Source organism: Flavihumibacter cheonanensis (genome assembly GCF_022352215.1).
GTDB classification, from domain to species: domain Bacteria; phylum Bacteroidota; class Bacteroidia; order Chitinophagales; family Chitinophagaceae; genus Flavihumibacter; species Flavihumibacter cheonanensis.
The window spans coordinates 1-280 of the sequence record NZ_JAKRWF010000212.1; the positions used below are offsets into that span (position 1 = coordinate 1).

Genomic DNA, 280 nt, shown 5'->3' on the forward strand with positions numbered 1-280 from the left:
ACGCGAGGTAGGTGGTGATTTTTTTGACGTGATGACGCTGGGAGACGGTTCCCTGCTGGCGATCGTCAGCGATGCCATGGGAAAGGGTCTGCCCGCTGCCATGTTCGCCATGATCCTGCGCAGCTTGGTCCGGGCCCTCCAGGATCATGGCCCGCGACCGGGCATCCTGCTGCGCCGGGCCAACGACCTGCTCTATGAGGAGCTCTCCGGCATGGAAATGTTTATCACCGCCCAGGTCGCCCATGTGGATGCCCGAACCGGGCAGGTGACCTTGGCCAGC

1 protein-coding gene is annotated in these 280 nt (G+C 63.2%); it reads left to right on the top strand.

Going from position 1 to position 280, the window contains the following annotated elements; translation table 11 throughout:
* A partial coding sequence (locus MD536_RS21735) for a PP2C family protein-serine/threonine phosphatase (protein WP_239603872.1) occupies positions 1-280 on the top strand: 280 nt, incomplete at both ends.